The organism is Pseudomonas karstica (genome assembly GCF_009707515.1).
GTDB classification, from domain to species: Bacteria; Pseudomonadota; Gammaproteobacteria; order Pseudomonadales; family Pseudomonadaceae; genus Aquipseudomonas; species Aquipseudomonas karstica.
In genome coordinates, this window is record NZ_WLYI01000058.1 from 1 (window position 1) to 17,740 (window position 17,740).

Annotated in this window: 17 protein-coding genes; 12 read left to right on the forward strand and 5 right to left on the reverse strand. The window is 57.3% G+C overall.

Annotated elements, in window-relative coordinates; all coding sequences use genetic code 11:
- Positions 1-381: 381 nt before the first annotated feature.
- Complete coding sequence (locus tag GIR22_RS25210) at positions 382-1,023, forward strand: HAD-IB family hydrolase (RefSeq protein ID WP_154746005.1); 642 nt, start codon at positions 382-384, stop codon at positions 1,021-1,023.
- A 40-nt stretch (positions 1,024-1,063) separates the two neighbouring features.
- Here GIR22_RS25210 and GIR22_RS25215 read toward each other — a convergent pair whose 3' ends face one another.
- Positions 1,064-2,023, reverse strand: a complete 960-nt coding sequence (locus GIR22_RS25215) for a LysR family transcriptional regulator (RefSeq protein WP_154745991.1) — start codon at positions 2,021-2,023, stop codon at positions 1,064-1,066.
- 217 nt (positions 2,024-2,240) lie between these two features.
- On the opposite strand from GIR22_RS25215, the gene argH reads away from it, so the two are divergent.
- From argH to GIR22_RS25250, 7 genes are all read left to right on the forward strand, one after another.
- Positions 2,241-3,668 (forward strand): argininosuccinate lyase, encoded by a 1,428-nt coding sequence (gene argH / locus GIR22_RS25220; RefSeq protein WP_154745992.1) that lies wholly within the window; start codon positions 2,241-2,243, stop codon positions 3,666-3,668.
- A 177-nt stretch (positions 3,669-3,845) separates the two neighbouring features.
- Positions 3,846-4,724: an amino acid ABC transporter permease gene (locus GIR22_RS25225; RefSeq protein ID WP_154745993.1), complete on the forward strand. Its 879-nt coding sequence runs from the start codon at positions 3,846-3,848 to the stop codon at positions 4,722-4,724.
- A 24-nt stretch (positions 4,725-4,748) separates the two neighbouring features.
- On the forward strand, positions 4,749-5,513 hold the full coding sequence (locus GIR22_RS25230) for an amino acid ABC transporter ATP-binding protein (RefSeq protein WP_154745994.1): 765 nt from the start codon (positions 4,749-4,751) through the stop codon (positions 5,511-5,513).
- Positions 5,514-5,538: 25 nt separating this feature from the next.
- Complete coding sequence (locus tag GIR22_RS25235) at positions 5,539-6,360, forward strand: ABC transporter substrate-binding protein (RefSeq protein ID WP_154745995.1); 822 nt, start codon at positions 5,539-5,541, stop codon at positions 6,358-6,360.
- A gap of 68 nt (positions 6,361-6,428) precedes the next feature.
- Positions 6,429-7,604: an MFS transporter gene (locus GIR22_RS25240; RefSeq protein ID WP_178122463.1), complete on the forward strand. Its 1,176-nt coding sequence runs from the start codon at positions 6,429-6,431 to the stop codon at positions 7,602-7,604.
- A 26-nt stretch (positions 7,605-7,630) separates the two neighbouring features.
- Complete coding sequence (locus tag GIR22_RS25245) at positions 7,631-8,578, forward strand: hypothetical protein (protein WP_154745996.1); 948 nt, start codon at positions 7,631-7,633, stop codon at positions 8,576-8,578.
- A 169-nt stretch (positions 8,579-8,747) separates the two neighbouring features.
- Positions 8,748-9,128: a helix-turn-helix domain-containing protein gene (locus GIR22_RS25250; RefSeq protein WP_154745997.1), complete on the forward strand. Its 381-nt coding sequence runs from the start codon at positions 8,748-8,750 to the stop codon at positions 9,126-9,128.
- Positions 9,129-9,214: 86 nt separating this feature from the next.
- On the opposite strand, the gene GIR22_RS25255 is transcribed toward GIR22_RS25250, so the two are convergent.
- From GIR22_RS25255 to GIR22_RS25265, 3 genes are all read right to left on the reverse strand, one after another.
- A complete protein-coding gene (locus GIR22_RS25255) occupies positions 9,215-10,651 on the reverse strand; it encodes an amidase family protein (protein ID WP_154746007.1) in 1,437 nt (478 codons plus the stop codon).
- Positions 10,652-10,839: 188 nt separating this feature from the next.
- Positions 10,840-11,415 carry a hypothetical protein gene (locus GIR22_RS25260; protein ID WP_154745998.1) on the reverse strand — a complete coding sequence of 192 codons (576 nt, stop codon included), beginning with the start codon at positions 11,413-11,415 and terminating at the stop codon, positions 10,840-10,842.
- Between the two features lie 405 nt (positions 11,416-11,820).
- A complete protein-coding gene (locus GIR22_RS25265) occupies positions 11,821-12,879 on the reverse strand; it encodes an MBL fold metallo-hydrolase (protein ID WP_154745999.1) in 1,059 nt (352 codons plus the stop codon).
- Between the two features lie 123 nt (positions 12,880-13,002).
- Here GIR22_RS25265 and GIR22_RS25270 point away from each other — a divergent pair, with 123 nt between their 5' ends.
- Positions 13,003-13,623, forward strand: a complete 621-nt coding sequence (locus GIR22_RS25270; protein ID WP_154746000.1) for a TetR/AcrR family transcriptional regulator — start codon at positions 13,003-13,005, stop codon at positions 13,621-13,623.
- A gap of 597 nt (positions 13,624-14,220) precedes the next feature.
- Here the strand turns inward: GIR22_RS25270 and GIR22_RS25275 are convergent.
- Complete coding sequence (locus tag GIR22_RS25275) at positions 14,221-14,541, reverse strand: DUF2025 family protein (RefSeq protein ID WP_154746001.1); 321 nt, start codon at positions 14,539-14,541, stop codon at positions 14,221-14,223.
- 232 nt (positions 14,542-14,773) lie between these two features.
- Between GIR22_RS25275 and GIR22_RS25280 the strand changes: the two genes are divergently transcribed.
- From GIR22_RS25280 to GIR22_RS25290, 3 genes are all read left to right on the forward strand, one after another.
- Positions 14,774-15,898: a glycerophosphodiester phosphodiesterase gene (locus GIR22_RS25280; protein ID WP_154746002.1), complete on the forward strand. Its 1,125-nt coding sequence runs from the start codon at positions 14,774-14,776 to the stop codon at positions 15,896-15,898.
- Between the two features lie 82 nt (positions 15,899-15,980).
- The gene (locus GIR22_RS25285) at positions 15,981-16,286 is read left to right on the forward strand and encodes a PepSY domain-containing protein (RefSeq protein WP_154746003.1); all 306 of its coding nucleotides are present in this window, start codon (positions 15,981-15,983) and stop codon (positions 16,284-16,286) included.
- Positions 16,287-16,460: 174 nt separating this feature from the next.
- Positions 16,461-17,483, forward strand: a complete 1,023-nt coding sequence (locus GIR22_RS25290; protein ID WP_154746004.1) for a transporter — start codon at positions 16,461-16,463, stop codon at positions 17,481-17,483.
- The last annotated feature ends 257 nt before the right edge of the window (positions 17,484-17,740 follow it).

The window sequence follows — 17,740 nt, forward strand, 5'->3', positions numbered from 1 at the left end:
AACCGGTGGGGCGTTGAGCTGGGATTAACTCTCTGACGTAAGCTTTTAGTTGACCCCTCCAGCTAAAAAGCCCTGCTGACACCAGGGCTTTTTTATGCATAAAAATACTTACACAAATACGAAATCTAGCACTCTGAGGCCGACAGTACCGAGCATAACTGATGCTCGCACGACTCCCTGCCTCACTTTCTCAATCCGCTTTATCACCGCTCTAACCATCCACCGACCTTTTTTCCGATGGTCGAGCGGGTAAACTCCGCTTAATTAGTAGCAAAAAATAAAATGAATAACCGTTTCTTGCCTGAGTCCTGCGCATGGGAACCAGTCTGAACGCTATAAGAACCCGCTTCACACAATCGAGGCCCACCCGTGAACCCAGACATGCTCGAAGCCGGCCCCCTGGATGCCAAAGTACTTTCCGTCTTTGACTTCGACGGCACCCTGACCCACCACGACAGTTTTGTGCCATTTCTCAAGTTTGCCTTTGGCAAGGGCGAGTTCTGCCTGCGGATGATGAAACTGGCAGTGCCTGGGCTGCGTTTTTTGGTGCGGCAGATCAGCCGGGATGAGTTGAAGGCGCAGTTAATTCGCACCTTTATGACGGGAGTGGAGAAGGCTTGGGTTCAGCAGCAGGCGCAGGAGTATTGCCAGCGGTATTGGACGAAGTTGATGCGCCCCTCCGGTTTGCAGTCGGTGGCGGATGAGATGAAGTCCGGGGCGGTGGTGACCTTGTGTTCGGCGTCGCCTGCGTTGGTATTGCAGCCGTTTGCCGATCGGCTTGGGATCAAGTTGATTGGGACCGAGCTTGAGGTGATCGACGGGGTGCTGACTGGAAAGCTCACGGGGAATAACTGCCGCTGCGAGAACAAGGTGCTGCGCCTTGAGACCGTATATGGGGACCTGGGGGAATATCGGCTCAGGGCCTGGGGTGATACGCGCGGGGATCGGGAGTTGTTGGCGGCAGCGCAAGATGCACATTTTCGGCATTTTCATACGAAGAAGAAGCGAAGCAAACAACGCTGAACCGTCTGAACGACTGTTATCTGGGACGCGGTGCGTCCCATCAGATGGCGGCTTTGAGGTCTACGCCCAGGGCGGTGGCGAACGCTTTTACCAATGGGCTGCGCGGGGCGTTATGGCGCAGGATCAGGTTGAATGGCGTGCTCAGGTGAACGTGTTCCGGGCATAACGTGCGCAAGCGCCCTTCCCTTACCAACGGCGCGGCATAGTGTTCCGGCAAAAAGCCCAGGAAGCGGCCGGTGAGGATCAGGATGGCAACGGCTTCCACTTGGGAGGCCGAGGCGGATTGGCTGTCATAGTTGACGAAGTTGGTCTTGTCGCTGTGGATCGCGTAACGGTGGTTGACCACTTCATGCTGGCGCAGAACATCGACGTTGATGTCTCGGGCCTCAAACAATGGATGGCCAACGGCGCAGTAGGCGTGGGACTGCTCTTCGTATAGCGCAAAGTAGTCGAACTCTTCGCGCCGCTGGTACACCGGGACGATGCCGACGATCAGGCGCCCTTCCACCACGCCGCGCTCGACTTCGTCCAGTTGCGAGGCATGCAGGCGCAGTCGTATTTTTGGCGATCCGCTATGTAACTTCGCCAGCGCAGCAATCAGCGGTGAATGAGCATCGGAGACGGTGTTATCAATAACGCCCACACTAAGGTCACCGACCAGTTCGTTCTGCGCCGAACTAAGCTTGTCTCTAAAACTGTCTACCGAGGCAAATAACTCGATGGACGCTTGATACACCAACTTGCCTTCTTCGGTCAGGCCAAACCCTTCCCGACCTCGTGTACACAGGCGCATGCCAATGCGGATCTCCAGGTCGGAGATCTGTTTGCTGATGGCGGCCAGGCCCACGTTCAGCTCGTTTTGCGCGGCACTGAAGCCTCCTGCTTCGACCACTGCCATGAACACCCGAAGCAATTTGAAATCCAGGCCACTGAGTTGCAGCGGCGGCCTAGTGCCGGGTTTTGGCGGTATGTTTCCAGAAGTGGAAAGTGGGGTTTCCATAATACGTGTTGACCTCAAGTGCCCTATTCAACAGGCTTTGCCCTACTTCGTGAATACGGCCAGGCGGCAATAATGAACATAGATAACCGCCCTTGGCAACCTTGAATACAGCGCCTTCGACGCTGATTTAACACCCATTAAAACCTGACACTTCGATCAGGACCTGTTGTTTTTTTACTGCCTCCGACTCTTCTAAAAACAAGCGTGAGGAACACCCATGTCTCAGCCCACCGACCGCCTTTGGGGCGCTCGTTTCAAGACCGGCCCGTCTGCAGCCTTGGCCGCGTTATCCCGTTGCCCTGAGCGCTATTTTCGCCTGACGCCCTACGACCTGGCCGGCTCTCGGGCCCATGCCCGTGAGTTGCAGCGCGCCGGGTTGCTGGACGAGTCGGAAACCCTGCGCACCTTGGAAGCCCTGGATCGGATCGGCGATGACTTCGCCGCTGGCCGCCTGCACCCAACCCAGGATGACGAGGACGTGCACACCTTCATCGAACGGGTGTTGACCGAACGCCTGGGCACCCTGGGCGGCAAGTTGCGCGCCGGACGTTCGCGCAATGACCAGACCGCCAACGATCTGCGCCTGTTTTTGCGGGACCACGCACGCACCATCACCACCGAGGTGTTGGGCTTGCAGCAGGCACTGGTAGATCAGGCCGAGCAACATGTGGAGAGCATCTGCCCCGGTTTCACTCACTTGCAGCAGGCGCAACCGATCGTCTTCGCCCATCACTTGCTGGCCCATGCGCAATCAATGTTGCGGGATGTGCAACGGCTGGTGGACTGGGACGCCCGCACAGCGTTATCGCCGCTGGGCGCGGCGGCGATGGCGGGTTCGGCGATTGCTCGTCAACCGGAGTATTCAGCCAAGGAGATGGGTTACACCGGGCCGTGCGAAAACTCCATCGACGCTGTGGCCAGTCGTGACCATGTGGCGGAATTCCTGTTTGTCGCCGGCATGCTCGGGGTGAATATTTCGCGGCTATCGGAAGAGTTTTGCCTGTGGTCGTCGCGGCAGTTTCGTTGGGTGCAATTGGACGATGCCTACGCCACCGGCAGCTCGATCATGCCGCAGAAGAAGAACCCGGACATTGCCGAGTTGGCGCGAGGTAAAGCTGGGCGTTTGATTGGCAACCTGACCGGGTTGATGTCCACGCTCAAGTCATTACCGCTTTCCTACAACCGCGATTTGAGTGAAGACAAACACAGCGTGCTGGACAGCGTCGACACCTTGCTGCTGGTACTGCCGGCGATGGCCGGGATGGTCGCGACCATGAAGGTGCAGGTGGAAGAGTTGCGGCGCCAGGCACCGATGGGCTTCACCTTGGCGACGGAGGTGGCGGATTGGTTGGCAACCCGTGGCGTGCCGTTCAAGGAAGCACATGAGATTACCGGCGCGCTGGTACAGGCCTGTGAGAAGCATGAGATTGAATTGTGGGAAGCCCCGCCGGCGTTGTTGGCGGAAGTGGATGTGCGGCTGACGCCTGAGGTACGGGAGTGCCTGACCCTGGAGGCGGCGATCGCGGCACGCAGTGGCTGGGGTGGGACCGCGCCGGAGCGGGTACGGGAGCAGATTGCGCGCTTGAAGGTGGCACTGGCCGCTCAACAGCAGTGGACGGAGAGTTACACCGGATTTCGGATTTAAGGATCGTTCCCACGCTCTGCGTGGGAACGCCGCCTGGGACGCTCTGCGTCCCGACATTCGCGCACCGCTTAAGTCCTGCGCAATGGTGACGCGGAGCGTCACGGGATGCATTCCCACGCAGAGCGTAGGAACGATCAAGTACATCCGCTAGAGATTTATTAGTTTTGGAGAAGCACCATGAACCAAACCCCGGCAGAGCGTTTGCAAACCGAACGCCAGCAGTCCGAGAACCAGTTCGACATCACCCAATACGAGCACGTGCCCCGTCGTTATTACGGCCGGATGGTCTTTGCCACGCTGATCGTGGTCGCGCTGGTGGCGTTGTTGCGTGCTTTTGCCAATGGCCAAATCGAATGGTCCTACATTGGTCAGTTCCTCACGTCCGAGGCGATCATCTGGGGCCTGGTGAACACCATCATCATGTCGATCCTGGCCATGGCGTTGGGGGTGGTGATCGGGGTAATCACGGCGATCATGCGCATGTCGGCCAACCCGATCCTGCGGTGCGTGGCCATCACCTACACCTGGCTGTTTCGCGGTACTCCGCTGATTCTGCAACTGCTGTTGTGGTTCAACCTGGCGCTGATTTTCCCGGTGATCGCAATTCCGGGATTGTTCAGCATCGACACCGTGGACCTGATGACGCCATTCGTGGCCGCTCTCCTCGGCTTGAGTATCAACCAGGGTGCCTACACCGCCGAGGTGGTACGCGCCGGCTTGTTGTCGGTAGACACGGGCCAGTATGAAGCGGCCAAGTCCATCGGCATGCCGAGCTTGCAGGCACTGCGTAGGGTGATTCTGCCCCAGGCGATGCGGGTGATCATTCCACCAGTAGGCAACGAATTCATCAGCATGGTGAAAATGACCAGCCTGGCCAGTGTGATCCAGTACTCGGAGCTGTTGCACAACGCGCAAAACATTTACTACGCCAACGCCCGGGTCATGGAGCTGCTGATTGTCGCCGGCATCTGGTACCTGGCGGTGGTGACTGTTCTTTCACTGGGTCAAAGCCGCCTTGAGCGTCGTTTTGCCCGCGGCGCCGGCAAGCGCTCGTAAGCCTTGGTCGAGGAGATTTGCCCCATGAGAAACATCGTCAAGGCCGTCAACCTGAATAAGTATTACGACCAGTATCACGCGCTACAGGACATCAACCTGGAAGTCGAACAAGGCGAAGTGCTGTGCATCATCGGCCCGTCCGGCTCGGGCAAAAGTACCCTGCTGCGTTGCGTCAACCAGTTGGAAAAAATCGACAAGGGCGGCCTGTGGGTCGACGGCGAACTGGTGGGTTACCGGGCGGTCGGCAACAAACTGCATGAGCTCAACGAATCGCAGATCGCCCGTCAGCGCCTGGCCACCGGCATGGTGTTTCAGCGCTTCAATCTGTTCCCGCATATGACGGTGTTGCAAAACATCATCGAAGGCCCGTGCCAGGTGCTCAAACGTTCACCCAAGGAGGCCACCGAGGATGCATTGGAGTTGCTGGCCCGCGTGGGGTTGGCGGACAAGCGCAATGCCTACCCGGTGGAGTTGTCTGGCGGGCAACAGCAGCGCGTGGCGATTGCCCGTGCCTTGGCGATGCGCCCCAAATTGATGTTGTTTGATGAACCCACGTCAGCTCTCGACCCCGAGCTGGTGGGAGAAGTGCTGTCAGTGATGCGCGATCTGGCCACCACTGGCATGACCATGATTGTCGTCACCCATGAATTGGGCTTCGCTCGCGAAGTGTCCAACCGCATGGTGTTTATGGACGCCGGCCAGATTGTGGAAGCCGGCAGCCCCGAAGAAATTCTAATAAGCCCACAAAACCCGCGTACCCAAAGCTTTATTTCTGCCGTTCGCACTTAACTAAAAAACAAACGAGAACGCTCCCATGAAAAATTTGTTTATACCCACCTTGCTCGCAGGCCTGATGGCCTCCACGTGTGTTTTCGCGGCATTGCCGGCGGCCATCAAGGACAAGGGTGAGATCAGCGCAGCCATCGTGCCGAACTACCCGCCGATGGATTTCAAGGACCCCGCCACCAACAAGCTCACCGGCTTCGACTTCGACCTGGGCAACGCCCTGGCCGAGCGCCTGGGCGTGAAGATCAAATGGCAGGAAACCGGCTTCGAACAGATGCTCAGCGGCTTGACCACCAAGCGCGTCGACATCGTGCTATCGGGCATGACCGACACAGCCGCGCGCCAGAAGGCCGTGACCTTTGTCGACTACTTCACCAGCGGCCCGCAGTTGTACACCCTGGCCAAGCGTGAAGACCTCAAGGAATTGACTGACCTGTGCGGTAAAAAAGTCGGCACCAGCCGTCGTACCACCTGGCCGTCGGAAATTACCGCCTGGAGCAAGGCAAATTGCGAAGCCGCCGGTAAGCCGGCGATCGTGGTGATCGGTACCGAAGGCTCGGCAGATGCCCGTGCCCAGTTGCAGCAGAACCGCCTGGATGCGGCAATGCAAGGTAGCGAAACGATTCCTTACCTGATGTCGTTGGACAAGGGTAAGTACAAGCCGGTGGGCCTGGCTATTTCCAAGCAATTTACAGGGCTGGGGATTGAAAAGAGTAATACCGAATTGGTCACGGCCATCAGTGAAGCGTTGCAGGGCATGGTCGATGACGGGACCTACGGCAAGATCCTGAAGAAATGGGATCTGGAGCAAGGTGCGATGGAAAAAATCACCATTAACGCAGGTCAATAACACCCAATGGTCGTGCCCACGCAGAGCGTGGGAGCGACCACAAAAGTGACAAGGATACCCGCTGCGCCGTGGCCACCTACTCCCTGGTAATCCGCCGCCTGATGATTTGCTCGGTGACCATCGTCGTCAGCCGGGCAATGACCAGCCCACTGCTCACCCTGCTACTGAGCACGCGGCTGGGTCTCAACCAGCAGGACATCGGCTTGCTGATGGGCATCGCGGTGTTTATCGCCACCTTGCTGGGGTTGTACGGGGGCTACATCATTGATCGCCTGGAAAAGCGCAAGCTGCTGATCCTGGCGATGCTCTCCAGCTCCATCGGTTTTCTACTGCTGACCTTTGCCAGCAACTTGTACCTGACCACCCTGACCCTGGTAATCACCGAAGCCGCCTCGGCATTGTTCTTGATTGGCTCCAAGGCGATCATCAGCGAGAACTTGCCGGTGGGCCAACGGGCCAAGGTATTTTCCCTGCGTTACACCCTGACCAATGTCGGCTATGCCACCGGTCCCATGGTGGGTGTGGTGATTGCCGGCAAGTGGCCCCTGGCGCCCTTCCTGATCGCCAGCGCGATTGCTTTTGGCAGCCTGTTCCTGATGATCGGCATTGCGCCAACCCGGCGCGACGACAGCAACAAGCCCTTGGGTTTCTTCAGCACCCTGACGACGCTGCGCAGCGATCGAACACTGATTCTGTTTACCAGCGGCAGCCTGTTGAGCACTATTGTGCATGGGCGCTACACCCTGTATCTGTCACAGTTTTTGCTGGTGGCCTACAAACCGGATGAGGCGCTGAACATCCTCTCCGCGGCGTTGGCGTGCAATGCCATCACGGTGATTTTGATGCAGTACCAAATCGGCCGTTTTCTCAAGCGTGAGCAACTGCGGTATTGGATCGTGCTGGGCACTTTGCTGTTTATTGCCGGGCTGATCGGCTTCAGTATGGCCGACGGCCTGGTGTCGTGGTGTATCGCGATGTTTATATTCACCTTGGGTGAGATGATCATCTACCCCTCCGAATTCCTGTTTATCGACACCATCGCCCCCGACGCCCTGCGGGGCAGTTACTACGGCGCGCAGAACCTGGCGGCGTTTGGTGGAGCATTGAGTCCGGTGATTTGCGGGTACCTGCTGATCAATGCCACACCGGCAAGCATGTTTTATGTGCTGGGCGGGCTAACGGCGGTCGGCGGAACGTTGTGCTTTGTCGCCGCTGCCTCGCGTGCTCGGCAGCAGCTACAATAGCGACACCTCTCACGGACCCCAGCCCTATGAAATTCGACACGGCCTACAGCCTGAGTCTCGAGGAGAAACTGTCGATCTACGACGTGCGGGAGCTGAATTTCGACGAAACCACCGCCTTCGACTCCGACAAGGAGCGTTTCCTCTGCCCCAACGATGAATGCCGGGCGGCGTTTGCGCCCAGTAATGGGTTGACCACCTTCAACGCGAAAAACGTCAACTACCTACGCACGCCCCACTTCAAGAACACCCCCGGCACCCGCCATATCGACGGCTGCCGCTACGCCAGTCACAAGGCCGGGACCGCTGAAAGCGAGGACGAGCGCGAGGAGAGTTTTCCATCGGAGTTTGTCCTGACCCGACGTCAGTACCAACACAAAACGCCAGTATCCGGACCCGAAGGCGTTACCCCACAAACCTCGCAGAAAACACCTTCAAGCCACACCAGCACATCCCACAACTGCAGCGATACCACCCCGGACAAGACCAGTGTCTTTGCCCATCCGGTGGAGTGCTACGTGTCCAATATCGACAACAAGGACAAGCTCAAGGGCATGCCGTTGAAAATCGGCGAACATACCGCGACCTATTGGGCGTTTTTCAAGAAGATCGAATACCTGCAAGACAACAAGGGCCTGATCTATTGGGGCCGGATCAAGGAGATCAAGGACTACACAAGTAGCTTGCGCATCGACTTCGAAAAGAAAGTCTGGCTCGACAAAAAGCCCTACTCCGTCAACGTTTACCTGAATAAGAAGTTGATCGAGAACTATCGCAAGCGCAAGGCGTTCCTGGAGCAGGTCAAGGCTGCGATGGGCAACGAACGGCCGTTGTATTGCTTCTTCTACGGCGTGACACCGGAGTTGAAGCAAGTACCGAGCAAAAAAAAACCCGAGCAGACGTTCGGGGTATTCAGCGCAGATATCGAGAACCTGGATCACCTGATTATTCGAGAAGCACCGGGGCTGGAATCCTAGGGGACGCTCTCATGTTTCACCGGGTGCCCGGCCAACCACCGAGCACCTACCTGGAGAGGACAAAATAGAAGATGCCAGCGCGATTGAAAAAACCAGTTGATGAGCGGTCAAAACAACTGTACAAAAACACAGTATAATTTGTCTTCCCCGTCGACCCCTGGAGAAAACCATGTCCTCTCTGGCATTGAGCAGCCCCGTAGAACAGCAAATCGTCCTCCATCAATTCACCCCGCGGCACAGCGTCCAGGCGCGCGCAATGCTGGGCTGGAGCCGGGAAGACTTCGCCCGGGAGTCCGGGGTGGATGCCGTCACCATTCAACGTTTTGAAGGTCAGCACGAGGTGAATGACGAAACTCGCCTGACCCTGGCGTTTCGCCTGGAAGCCGAAGGCCTGGTGTTTTTCCCGGGTTTTGCGCCAGGGTGGGGAATGAGCGTACGGGGCGGCGTTGCCGTTTCGACAGCGCCGGCCGCCAAAGGAATCATCTCCAGGTTTCTGGATTCAACAGCAGTATCCATTGACCCGAAAACACCGCAACCGAACGGTGTGTAATGGCCAACGTCCATGCCATGGTTTGAACTGGATTGCACGGGCGAAGGCTGCGCCTGCTGATTGCTACCAGCAGACGCTGGCCAGGCTCAGACCTGCGTTGACAGCTCATCCGTAGCCGGCGTGGACGCTAATGGTGTTCCTTGAGCAAACGCAGGCTCCCGGATTGCCTGGGATGCTTGCTCGTAACCGTAGGCGACTGACAGCAAGGTGGCCTCGCTCAACCCGGCCCCATAAAAGTGAATCGCCGTGGGCATGCCTTCATCATCCATGCCGGAGGGTACCGACATTCCGGGATAACCCGCCGCAGCCGCAAAGTAGTAACTGTTCGAGAGGAAATTCGACACCATCGCATCAAGCTTATGCTCGTGCAGTGGCTTATCGAGGGTACTTTTGAAAATTGGGCCGATGGCAGCCCACAGTTCACTTCGCTCTTTATCACTGATATCCAGGCCATTGATCATTTTGAGAAAGTCTTGATCCGGTTCACCCGACCTTTTATTGCGCTCGTTAAAATCAATCAACTCAGACAGCGATTTAATCGGTAGGCCTTCCCTGCCAGACAAGTAGGCTTCCAGTTTTTGTTTCACATCTGCAAACAGCGCAAGCCCATAGCTGTCATAGACAGCGTCCGACACGTCACTGCCCAGTTGCCCCACTGGCACCAAGATCGCACCTTTGGACTCCAGCAACCGTAGTGCTTCGTCAAAGTGTTTTTTGTCTGCTCTTTTAGCAGGGTCGCTGGCATCAGCCGCCGTCAAGTCAGGCACGGGCGTGTAGCCAATACGTTTGCCCAGCAAGGCATCAGGCTTGAGCCCGAGTGTATAGCCGTCTGTTTCGGTCATTGCGTTGAGTGCTTGCGCCGCATCACGCACATTTCGGGTGAAGGTACCCACCGTATCCTGCCGAGAGCAGGTAATGACCCCTTCAGCGCTCACTAATCCTTCAGTAGGCTTGAAGCCAAAGACCCCGCTGTAGGCCGCCGGTGCAATGATCGAACCGTTGGTTTCGACCCCCAATGCCAAAGGGACAAGCCCTTGGGCGACCGCCACTGCCGACCCCGTACTCGAACCCGCCACCTGCCCGCCCAATCGATGGGGGTTGAGGGTCTGGCCACCTCTGGAGCTCCAACCATCAATGGGGGTTTCAGAGCGAAAGTTGGACAACTCCGTCATATTGGTTTTCCCAACGATGACCACTCCGGCCTTGAGCAAGCTGTCTACTACCTTGGCATTCCTTGTGGCCGGTTTACCCACCAATGCCCTGGCCCCGGCACTGGTCTGCATGTTGTCAGCCGTTTCAAAAACATCCTTGAGCGCTATGGGAACGCCGTGCAAAGGTCCACGCACAATGCCACTGGCACGTTCCTGATCAAGTGTCCTGGCATTGCTGCGCGCATCACGGTTGACTTCCAGAAACGCATTGCCTCCCAGCAACCCCTTGTCGATGTTGGCGATTTGCTTCAACGAATCCCTTACCAGAGAATCAGAGCTAACCCCCTTTGGTTTGGCCATGTCAGCCGCCATTTCGTGAGCACTCCTGTAACCCTGCGGTGAATTCACCAGCGCCTCGAAAAAGCCTGTTCCCCAACTTGATACGATCATAAATGACTCCTTGCCAGCCTGAATGCAGAGGCTACCGGTTGATAGCCCAGCGTCAGTCTAAAAAGGAGATTGCTCCTAAGCCCTGGATCAAATCCTGCTGCCCAGTGGGATCAGTCAATAGCGGGTGTGGGCAAACCAGGTGCCGCCCGAGCAGAGCCGTTTTCCAACACTTGCTCAAAGGCCTGCACCAACACAGCCAAACGATCACCTACCCAACCGGCGCCATAGAACCAGACGAAAGTTGCAGCTCCATTGGCGTCTTTACCAGTAGACACGCAAATGCCTGGATTCCCCAGGGTGGCGGCTTGATGAAACGCAGCGCTTTGTTCATCAGACACCAGCGCATCCAACCGGCTCTGTGTTACCCGATCATCGATCTCATTGTTCGAATCCAGGGTGAAATAACGCGTGTCCTCCCCCAATTGGGCCGACACTGGCACCAACTGCACTCCAACGCTGCCCAGCATCTTCAATACCCAGGTGAAATGCGCAGTGTGCTCGGCGGTTTGTCGGTCATTGCCAGAGACGTATTCACAGGCAAAACCAATACGACTGCCCGCCAACAGCGCGCAACGGCTCACGCCGCCAGGATTGACCACTGGCGGGATTTCCACCATCACCGGTCCCTCGGGATCGACGCCGCTCAAAGAGCTGAGTGACAGAGAAGGGTCACGGACCGTGCGCATCATGGGTCCAGGGACATCAAATCTAGGGAGTGGAGTAACCAAAGATGAAGGGTGCGCATGATCGCTCGTAGCGCCGAACTCAAGGCCACCCTGAGGGACGCTTGAGTCGACAATGGCACAACGGCTGCTGCGGATCCCAAATACCAGCCGCGCCTGCTCCGCCTTGTCATCTCTACCTGTTATTGGCGGCGCGCAAGGCAGCGTAACGCTATGCCCCTCCGGAGGCCTGAACGTACATCCCGTCCTCGGTAGTACTACCTTGCCACATTTATCATCCATACACGGTTGCTCCTCGAAATAGGCCTTTTCAAGGAATGATTGCACCCTTTTCTCACGCTTGTCGCAGGGCGGAAACACCTTGAAAACTCCTTTTTCCTAGACGCTATCATCGCAACCGTCACTCCGTTATTCGCTGACACGCTCCTCATTGCCGACAGGCTCTACCTCCAACCACCAGGCTTGCCCACGTGCAGGCTGGTTGAGCATGAATGCCCGTCCCATGGGCGGCGTGGCGATCAACACGTTGCGCTCCCAAGCCAGGGCCATGATGCGGTCAAAGGGTTCGTGCCAGGCATGAAACGCCAGGTCAAAGGTACCGTTGTGAATCGGCAGCAACCAACGCCCCTTAAGGTCGATATGAGCCTGCACGGTTTGCTCGGGCTGCATGTGAACGTGAGGCCAGTCGACGTTGTAAGCACCTGTTTCCATCAAGGTCAGGTCAAATGGCCCGAACTGCTCGCCGATACGTTTGAAGCCGTCGAAGTAGCCAGTGTCACCACTGAAAAATATCCGCCGTGCGCCATCAATCATCACCCACGACGCCCACAGCGTCTGGTTACTGTCAAACAGGCCGCGGCCGGAAAAATGCTGGGCCGGGGTGGCGACAAAACGGATACCGTCCAGCTCAGTGCCCTCCCACCAGTCCAACTGCCGCACCTTGCTGGCGTCCACGCCCCATTTGATCAGGGTGTCACCCACGCCCAATGGCGCCAGGAAATGGCGGGTCTTATCGGCCAGTTGCACCACGGCCTTGCGGTCCAGATGGTCGTAATGGTTGTGGGAAAGAATCACCGCTTCTATCGGTGGCAGTTCTTCGAGGCTGATCGGCGGCTGGTGAAAGCGTTTGGGGCCGGCCCAACTGAAGGGCGATGCGCGCTCGGCGAACACCGGATCGGTCAGCCAGAATTTACCGCGCATTTTCAGCAGGACCGTGGAATGACCCAGGCGAAATACGCTGTGGTCGGGCGCTGCGAATAACTGCTCGCGGGTCAGGGACTGCACCGGTATCTCACCCACGGGGCGTGTACTGCGGGGCTTGTGGAAAAGCATTTTCCAGAAGATCTGCATGGTTTTGCCAAAGCCTACATGCTGTACCGGAGCGTGATTGCTGAAGTGACCTTGCTCCTGCTGGGAAGGCTTGAGTGTCGAAACAGAAGTATCGAGACGGGTCGAGATTGTGGCCATTACCGAGTGACTCCTAGCGAGCGATCAATAACTACACTGCACAGTGTAGTTTAAAGATTGCAACAAAAGCTGTAACAAGTAAACTACCAAGTGTAATTTTCTCTCAAGAGCTCAAAGCAACTCATGACTGCCCCCCTGCGCCTCACCGACCGTAAACGCGAAGCCATCGTGGCTGCCGCCATCGCCGAGTTTCGCGACAACGGTTTCGAGGTCACCAGCATGGACAAGATCGCCGCCACCGCTGGCGTGTCCAAGCGCACGGTGTACAACCACTTTCCCAGCAAGGAAGAGCTGTTCGCCGAGATTTTGCACAAGCTCTGGGCCAGCAGCGTGGCGCAGTTGGACGTCAGCTACAGCACCGGGCGTCCCCTGCGCGACCAGTTGCGTGTACTGCTGCAAGCAAAGATGAAGATGATGTCGGACTCCAATTTCCTCGACCTGGCCCGCGTAGCGATTGCCGCGACCATCCACTCACCGGAGAGGGCTCAGGACATCGTCAACCGCCTGAGCGAACGGGAAGAAGGTTTCACCCTGTGGGTCCGTGCAGCACAAGAAGATGGCCGACTCAAAACCGTGGACCCGTGCTTTGCCGCCCACCAGGTGCAAAGCCTGCTGAAGGCGTTTGCCTTCTGGCCACAAATCACCCTGGGCCAACCCACCCTGGACGCCGCTACCCAGGCCAGTGTCATCGAGTCGGCCATGGACCTGTTTCTGGCCGGCTACGAAATTGTCGAGCCGCGCTGATATATTTCCCGCCCCCCGGCAATGTTTTGCCTGGCTGCACTGACTGGGTGTATCAGCGCTCGACTTGCGGCATATCCAAAGCACGGCGTCCTGACAGTCGACCTGATTTTTTGTGAATGCATTTCCCCCTGTAGGAACTAGGCGTCCCCCTCGCTCCTACAGAAGACCGCTCTGCTCTGGCTTTTGATCTTAGGCGCTCCGTTAAACCACGATGGCCGAACGCAGGTATTACACAGTGGGCAAACCGGCAGGACGCCGGTTTAGCCGTGTTGGGCCATGGATGGCCCGTCGCGGCGGCCCACAGAGTAATGCCTGCGTTCGGACACACCGAGCCTGAGCGAGGTGCCAAGTGGTGGGGCAAGAGCCTTTGGTTACTTTGGGCTTTCAAAGTGACACGCCGTAAGGGCGTAACCCTAGGCCGCCGTTACCGCAGCAACGGATATGTACTCCAATCCAACCCCACCCCCACCAATTCGCTGATCGACTACATCCTGCTCCAGCGAAACAGGACACCACACCTGGCAAATATTGACAGACAGGCTGCCGAACACATGCTGGAACCGGCCCGCGACTGCGACGTAGCAGTCCCAGTAGCCACTACACCAGACTACGCACCGCACTGATCTGTGGAATCTCCACCCGGCGCATATACACCCGCAAGGGTTCAGTGATGTTGATACGGTCGTCGATGTTCTGGTCCAGCAGCAACTGGATATGCGCGCGTGACAGCGTCATGGTCTGCTGGTCGAGAGGCTGCCAGATGAATTCGGCGCTGGGAATGATGCCGTCATCGGCGACGTCCATGCCGAAGGCATCTTCGCTGAACCGCACGATGTACCGGCCACTTTTGCGGTTTAGACCGACGAAGCCATTGAGTTGGTCGGCGGCCTGGCAGATAAGCTCGGAGGTGATGCGCATGGTAAACCTCACTGAAAAGCCCTACATGGGCTGGAAAGATGGTTTACACGCGTGGCAGAAAATGCATTGCTCTCTAATGGAACAATTCGGGCCAAGAGTACTGCAAAGCGCGGTACAAAAGCGCAAAAAAATGGCCCATACACACGTTAAAGTCGGTTTGGTGATAGCGCCTTTCACATTCAATTGTTAAAAAGGATGCCTTAGAAGCTATCGCCACGAAAGGATCTCGCCTATGCCTGCCACGTTTACCAAGAGTGCCCTGCTGCTCGCCCTGATGCTCGGCCTTGGCCATGCACAGGCAAGCCCAATCAGCCCGGCTGAATTGGCAACCAACAAGGGTATTCCTCACCCCGCGGTGATTGCCCACCGTGGTGCGTCCTTTGACGCACCGGAATCCACCGCCGCGGCCTACAAAGTCGCCCGCGACCTGGGTGCCGACTATCTGGAGTTGGACCTGCAACGCAGCAAGGACGGCGTACTGTTCGCCCTGCACGACGACAACCTGCAGCGCACCACCGACGTGGCCACCAAATTCCCGGAACGCAAGGACAGCCCGGCCAACGAATTCACCTGGGCAGAGTTGCAAACCCTGGACGCCGGCAGTTGGTTCAACGCCGCGTATCCAGACCGGGCACGGCCAGGATTTGTCGGGCTGAAAATCCTCAAGCTCGACGACATCATCAAGATCGCTGAAGGCAATCCACAGCACAAGCCAGGCCTATACATAGAAACCAAGGAGCCAAAGCAGTTTCCGGGCATCGAAGCCGACCTGAAAAACAAGCTGCTGGACAAGGGCTGGCTGAGCTCCGCCGGTTCCAAGCTGGGCAAGAGCAACACCGGTGTCGGCCAGGGCAAGGGCCGTGTGGTGCTGCAAACCTTCGAGAAGGAAAGCCTGAAAAATCTTCAGGAAGAAATGCCCAACACTCCAAAAATCCTCCTGCTGTGGGTGGGTGAAGACGGCATCGAACCCAAGTCCAAGGTAACCTTAGCCGAGTCCGGTGAACCCACCAAGGCCGCCTACTACGCCAAGCAAGAACCGAAGGACAATGCCGAGTTCGAAAAATGGGTCGACGAGGCCAAGCGCCTGGGGGCCATCGGTACCGGCCCATCGGCCTTGCTGACTGACCTGGGCGATCAGAGCTACTCGGACCTGGTCCAGCCGTGGATGAACCAGATGACCCACGACAAGGGCTTGCTGGTGCATGTCTACACTGTCGATGAGCCGGTGGACTTCAAGAAGGTCATGGACGCCGGTGTCGATGGCATCTTTACCAACCGCGCTGGCGAGTTGCTGAAGTACTACAAGCGCTGGCCGTCCTCGAACGTGTCGGATCTGCTGCAAGACAATGGCTACTGAGTCAGTGTGCCATTAAGGATGAATTAAGTTGCGCCGGTTAATCTGGCGCCACTTAAACAGCTCAACCAGAAGGATCCACACCATGAAGAACCTGACCGCTCTGTTCGCCGCTGCTGCCCTCACCCTGACTGCTGGCCTGGCTCAAGCCGACGTCCGTCCGGACCAGATTCCAGCTCTGCTCAAATCTGGCGACGTCATGGCCTTTGAGAAACTGAATGCCGCCGCCCTGGCCAAGCACTCGGGCGCCACCATCAATGACACCGAACTCGATAACGAAGCCGGGCGCTTGATCTACGAGGTCGACCTGACTGACACTACCGGCAAGAAATGGGACGTGAAGCTAGACGCCAAGACCGGCGAAGTCCTGGAAAACAAGCAAGACACCTGATCTAACCTCTAAACAGCCGCGCCACCTTCGAGTGGCACGGCTTTTTGTTGGGCGTTGATAAACCGACGTCGAGCATGCTCCCCAAACCGTCACAAAAATGTCAAAACCACTTGCCATGATGCGCTCAAGCAAACCTGTGAAACGTCCTACAGGCGCTTTCTTCTGCGAGCCGCCATGAACCACAGCATCGACCACAGCCATCAGGATTCCGATCTGTTTGGCTTGCTTTACGGGTTTCGTTTTCGTCCGGGCGCCAAGGGCGAGCAGATTGATTCAGTCGCGGCCCTCAAGGCTTTGCAGCAACCCACAGATCCCGACGAGTTTATCTGGTTACATTTGAACCTGGCCCACGCCGCCTGCGAGCGCTGGATGCAAGCGAACCTGGAACTACCAGAAGAGTTCTTCGAAGCCCTGCATGAAGGCTCGCGCTCCACCCGTATCGAACACGTCGACTCAGCCCTGCTGGCAGTGGTCAACGACGTGGTGTTCAATTTCAGCAGCATGGTGTCTTCAGACATCTCCACCTTGTGGGTCTGCGCCCGCAGCCGGCTGTTGATCAGTGCTCGCCTGCAACCGCTGCACTCGGTGGATAAACTGCGCTCGTCGGTCAAGGCCGGCGAGTGCTTTCGCTCGCCTCTGGAGTTGTTGGTGCACTTGCTGCGGGACCAAGGCGAGGTGCTGACACAGATCGTGCGCAAGACCAGCATCGGCGTGGACCATATCGAAGACCAGTTACTCTCCTCGCGCTTGTCCACCAACCGCTCCGAACTGGGGGCCATGCGTCGAGTGCTGGTACGCCTGCAACGGCTGCTGGCCCTGGAGCCGGGCTCATTGCTGCGGTTACTCAACCGACCACCGCAATGGTTGCAGAAAGAAGACGTGAAAGAGCTGCGTAAATCCACTGAGGAATTTGCGCTGATCATCAACGATCTGACGGCCTTGGGGGAGCGGATCAAGCTGTTGCAGGAAGAAATCGCCGCCAACCTCAACGAACAGAGCAACCGCACCCTGTTCACCTTGACCGTAGTCACGGTGCTGGCGCTGCCAATAAATATCATCGCCGGTTTTTTTGGCATGAATGTGGGTGGCGTACCACTTTCCCAAGACCCGGAAGGGTTCTGGATTCTCGTGGTACTGGTGGCGACTTTTACCTTGATTGCGGGACGCTGGGCATTCCGCAAGCGCAAGGATTATTGACGTCCCGTAGCCGAGGCATGAGGCTGCGCAGCAGTCGCCTGGGCCTTGAAATCGCTGAAGGTCCTGCGGCCCTTATCGCAGCCTCGTGCCTCGACAGCGGCTACAGAGACCGAGTCGATCACCTGTAGCCGCTGGCGCAGCCTGCGATCGGCTGCGCAGCAGTCGTCTGGGCCTTGAAATCGCTGAAGGTCCTACGGCCCTTATCGCAGCCTCGTGCCTCGGCAGCGGCTACAAAGACCGCGCCGATCACCTGTAGC